Here is a 3987-nt window from a genome sequence, read left to right on the forward strand (position 1 = left end):
GAGCTTTCCATTCCGCCGTATTTTTCTCGCTATTTATAAAAAGTCGAGTTGCCCATGCCATATTTACGACACAGTTCTTTAACGGCAATACCTGCTTCTGCTTCTTTTAATATCGATACAATTTGGTGTTCAGTTATTTTTTTCATAATTAAATCCCCTTTACTTTTATCATAGAGAATTTTCTACTTTTTTGTTGTGCTATTTTGGGGGGCAGTTACAATGTGATGTTTTTGATACCCTTGTTTTGTCTGCATCCAAGACGGAAATCTATCAACGGGGTTAGGACTTAACCCAAACGGATCCACCCAAGCATTACTATCATGCACATACGCATAAAAATTCGGGTTGTTCCCCGCCAGTTTTATGGGATCTTGGCTTATATAAGTTCCTGTATTACTGTCGTAATACCTAAACCGATTGTATTACAATATTCTATATCATATTTTTACTCGAAAACACTTATTAAAACTAACCAATCTTGTAATGTTTTTTCTTGTATTTTAATTTCTATATGTACAGTCTCTTCTCTCATAAAAACACAACAAAGATATAAATATAAAAGCTCAACATTTAGTTGAGCTTTTAGTTGGTTAATAATTATTACAATAATTTATAAATTCAGTAATAAAATTTTCTAATTCTTCAAATGATTTGCATTTTTGTACTTTGATAGGGTTTTCCCAATCAAAATCTTTGATTATACTAATAGAAAAAGCACCTTTTTTATTAAACGAAGGATACCAACCCAAATCTAGAATCAAATTATTATGATATTCTATTTGTAACAAATCCTCTTTTAAATTATCTATATTCCCTTTTATACCTGAAGAAACATCCAAAGTACTAAAATTATCATAAGTAATGATTCCTGTACTTTTTCCTAATACATTTTTAAAGTCCATATTACTTACATTTTGTTAATTTTTTAAATTCGCTTTTTGATATTGGGTGCCCATGAATTGTATTTCCACTATTTTCTACACGAACAAAATTTGTAGGTTTTCCTTCTGATGCTCCAATAATATCATTGAATTCCATAACCTTCCAATTTTTTCCGTTAGTTACAGGAGTTCCTTCTTTCCAAATTGTTCGTTCTAAATTTTCTACATCTATCCCTGGAATATATTTTGCTGGTCCATTTTTAGTTGATTTTACTATTTCAGCCCAAGATTTATTTTTTGGTGGAAAGTGCTTAAATCCATGAGGAGTCCAATTAACAGGATCCAACCCCAACGGGTCAACTTGCGTATTTGAATCAAACGTATACGCATAAAAATTCGGGTTGTTACCCGCCAGTTTTATGGGATCTTGGCTAATATATAAACTGGTTTCAGGGTTATAATACCTAAACCGATTATAATAAAGCCCTGTTTCTACATCCTCATACTGCCCTAGTTGCCTGGAGGGTATGGAAAACTTATCTTCTTAAAAAAATAACTTTAAAAAGTTGACTTGTTTATTTCTACTCTTCAGCTTTTATTAATTGTTACCTATTTAAAAAAATATCTAAACTAGATTTAAAACTCTCATCTTTAAATTGTTTCTTCTTTTCTATTAAATAATTATTTGCTTTGATATATATATCTTCTTTGCAATTAATACTTAATATTTTATCATTATTTACCTTATTTATTATTAGAAATTGACTATTCTTATAATCAAAAATAATATCTTTTACAGATACAGCACCTTTTTTTGAATTATTAAAATTATAATAATATTGAAAAGTTACATGTTCTTTTGAAATATTAATAAAGCCACACTTTTTTTCTTTAACCTCAGAAAAAATTTTTAATGTAAAAGAATCGTAACCCTTATCATATTGATAGGATTTTATATAAAACTTAGGTTTAGAAAATGAGAACATAATTAATAAATATATTATTAAAAAAATTATTATTGAAATTAACTTGGACATTTTATTTTAGGTTTTAATGAATTTATTTTTTTAGCTAATGAAGCGGGCGTAATCCATTTATACCAAGGCATTTTCATTTCTTTTATACCTGCTGCTTGAGATGCACCATACGCAAAACTTGCACATTGTCTATTACGCAAATTATATCCTTTTGTTCCATTTTCAACATCAAAATTATCAACATACTTTTTTAAATTAGACATTTGCATATCATCTAAATCGAATGATATAGAGGTTAATTCAGAACTTCTTAAATGAGAGGTATCTGGACTTACTAATGTACCCTCCATTTTAGAGAAAAATAGTCTTGGAAGGTCTCCTTTTTCAAATCCTATATTATCAGCTGTTCCTGGCCATTGACCTATATAAGTTGTTTTTCCATTCTCAGTAACACCAATGAAAGCATGCCCTATAGGATCTCCATTTGGGGAGTCTGAGAATATAGTTAATACCCCACTTAACCCAAACGGATCCACCCAAGCATTGCTATCATGTACATACGCATAAAAATTCGGATTATTCCCTTCGAACCTTATGGGATCTTGGCTTATATAAGTTCCTGTATTACTGTCGTAATATCGGAACTGATTATAATAAAGCCCGTCTAAATAGATTTTAAAACAACTTAAATATCAGATTAAGTAAAGACTATTACATTTTGACACAAAGAAACTGCTTCACACAAAGTGGTTTTTCTATTCTTTTTGTTATGCTAATTGAAACTTTAAGAATTGAGTTTATTGTTTATATTTTTCTTTATCTCTTCAGCTTGCTTTAACATAGTATAAGATTCGGTTTCGTAAAAATTATCTTCAAACTCGTTATTTTTTATTTTTTTGATTTGCTCTTCCAATAAGGTAATAAAAGCAATAGCATCAAAATCCTGAAAGCGGTCTTTGTATTTTATCAACATCTCTTTTAAATAAATAAAAATATCATCACAGAGTTTGATACGCATTTCGTCCTCTTGAAAATTTACATATTCATTCAAAACAAGCATTTGGTCTATTATAAGTTTATCTTCCTTTTTCTTATACCTAGCGTAAGATTTTAATTTACCTTCTTCAATATCTTTTATATCGAACAATCTTAAAATAATGCTTAACGATGTATGATGTTTATCTATTTTTTGCAATTGATTGGATATGGACTCTTGCCACATCATATTATTTAGATTGTCAATTATATATCTTGCAACCTTTATTTGTTTTACATTATTTTCAAAATCCCCAGCGTATCTTGATTCATAAGTTATTTTTAAAAAAGTACCCATAAGTTATTGTTTTTTTTTAATGACACGTTTTGTTACCAGCAGGTAAATTACCGCCATTTTGTTTTTTATAATTTTCTAATAATTGATTTTCTAATAAGCGGTCAGCCTGCTTAGTACCTCCTTGGTCAAAAAAGTCCATTCTTAGTCCAGCCGTTTGCCCTTGTATAACTTTACCATTAGCATCTACTGCAACGGACTTAGCTCCTGATTTGTTTATTCTTGCTTCATCTAAAGCTGTTGTAGAATAACGGTTTGCCGAATTTTTAGATTCTCCAATTTTATATAACTCTTCTTTTTTCATAAATACATATGAAGTTGGCTGTGGTTGCCCTTTCGTATGTACAGGATACCAACCGTCGGCAGTAGTATAAAGTCCATAAACATCCAACCCAAAACGGATCCACCCAAGCATTACTATCATGCACATACGCATAAAAATTCGGGTTATTACCTGCTAGTTTTATCGGATCTTGGCTAATATATAAGCCGGTTTCAGGATTATAATACCTAAACCGATTATAATAAAGCCCCGTTTCTACATCCTCATACTGCCCCGGTTGCCGGAACGGAATAAACGGCTGATTGTTAAAGGTATCTTCCCGTATTCTGCCATAGATGTCAAATTCCACCTGCCAAACCAGTTCTCCTTTATCATCATAGGCCTGCGCGGGACGGCCCAAATAGTCCGATACAATCGAGTAGGACTTGCCTTCGCATAGCTTTGCGGTGGGTACTAAACTTCCTTCCTCATAAACCCAAGTGGTCAGGTTTTCGACCGGTTCGGGGTGGTCCAACA

The 3987-nt window shown here is 31.3% G+C and carries 6 protein-coding genes and 4 pseudogenes; all 10 read right to left on the bottom strand.

Features of this window, described 5'->3' with window-relative positions; translation table 11 throughout:
• Nucleotides 1-32 precede the first annotated feature (32 nt).
• Nucleotides 33-149 (bottom strand): annotated as a pseudogene (locus GQ590_RS11680) (transposase); the annotation flags it as partial.
• A 33-nt stretch (nt 150-182) separates the two neighbouring features.
• Nucleotides 183-410 (bottom strand): annotated as a pseudogene (locus GQ590_RS12735) (RHS repeat-associated core domain-containing protein); the annotation flags it as partial.
• A gap of 180 nt (nt 411-590) precedes the next feature.
• Nucleotides 591-902 carry a hypothetical protein gene (locus GQ590_RS11690; RefSeq protein WP_160409214.1) on the bottom strand — a complete coding sequence of 104 codons (312 nt, stop codon included), beginning with the start codon at nt 900-902 and terminating at the stop codon, nt 591-593.
• Nucleotide 903: 1 nt separating this feature from the next.
• Nucleotides 904-1233 carry a hypothetical protein gene (locus tag GQ590_RS12410; RefSeq protein ID WP_237397880.1) on the bottom strand — a complete coding sequence of 110 codons (330 nt, stop codon included), beginning with the start codon at nt 1231-1233 and terminating at the stop codon, nt 904-906.
• Nucleotides 1234-1236: 3 nt separating this feature from the next.
• Nucleotides 1237-1410 (bottom strand): annotated as a pseudogene (locus tag GQ590_RS12740) (RHS repeat-associated core domain-containing protein); the annotation flags it as partial.
• A 76-nt stretch (nt 1411-1486) separates the two neighbouring features.
• Nucleotides 1487-1918 (bottom strand): hypothetical protein, encoded by a 432-nt coding sequence (locus tag GQ590_RS11700; RefSeq protein ID WP_091123199.1) that lies wholly within the window; start codon nt 1916-1918, stop codon nt 1487-1489.
• Nucleotides 1906-2532: an RHS repeat-associated core domain-containing protein gene (locus GQ590_RS11705; protein WP_160409216.1), complete on the bottom strand. Its 627-nt coding sequence runs from the start codon at nt 2530-2532 to the stop codon at nt 1906-1908. The genes GQ590_RS11700 and GQ590_RS11705 overlap by 13 nt, the downstream gene beginning before the upstream one ends.
• A 110-nt stretch (nt 2533-2642) precedes the next feature.
• Entirely contained in the window at nt 2643-3191 is a 549-nt protein-coding gene (locus GQ590_RS11710) for a hypothetical protein (protein ID WP_202112995.1), read from the bottom strand.
• A gap of 16 nt (nt 3192-3207) precedes the next feature.
• Nucleotides 3208-3612, bottom strand: a complete 405-nt coding sequence (locus tag GQ590_RS11715) for a hypothetical protein (RefSeq protein WP_237397882.1) — start codon at nt 3610-3612, stop codon at nt 3208-3210.
• Between the two features lie 34 nt (nt 3613-3646).
• A pseudogene (locus GQ590_RS12785) lies at nt 3647-3820 on the bottom strand (RHS repeat-associated core domain-containing protein); the annotation flags it as partial.
• Nucleotides 3821-3987 lie beyond the last annotated feature (167 nt).

Origin of the sequence: Gilliamella sp. Lep-s35, assembly GCF_009795845.1 — a bacterium.
Lineage (GTDB): Bacteria > Pseudomonadota > Gammaproteobacteria > Enterobacterales > Orbaceae > Gilliamella.

Bases quoted from the DNA above. Each gene is read 5' to 3' on its own strand.
- GQ590_RS11715 (WP_237397882.1), bottom strand. From the start codon at position 3,612: ATGATAGTAATGCTTGGGTGGATCCGTTTTGGGTTGGATGTTTATGGA.
- GQ590_RS11710 (WP_202112995.1), bottom strand. From the start codon at position 3,191: ATGGGTACTTTTTTAAAAATAACTTATGAATCAAGATACGCTGGGGAT.
- GQ590_RS11690 (WP_160409214.1), bottom strand. From the start codon at position 902: ATGGACTTTAAAAATGTATTAGGAAAAAGTACAGGAATCATTACTTAT.
- GQ590_RS11700 (WP_091123199.1), bottom strand. From the start codon at position 1,918: ATGTCCAAGTTAATTTCAATAATAATTTTTTTAATAATATATTTATTA.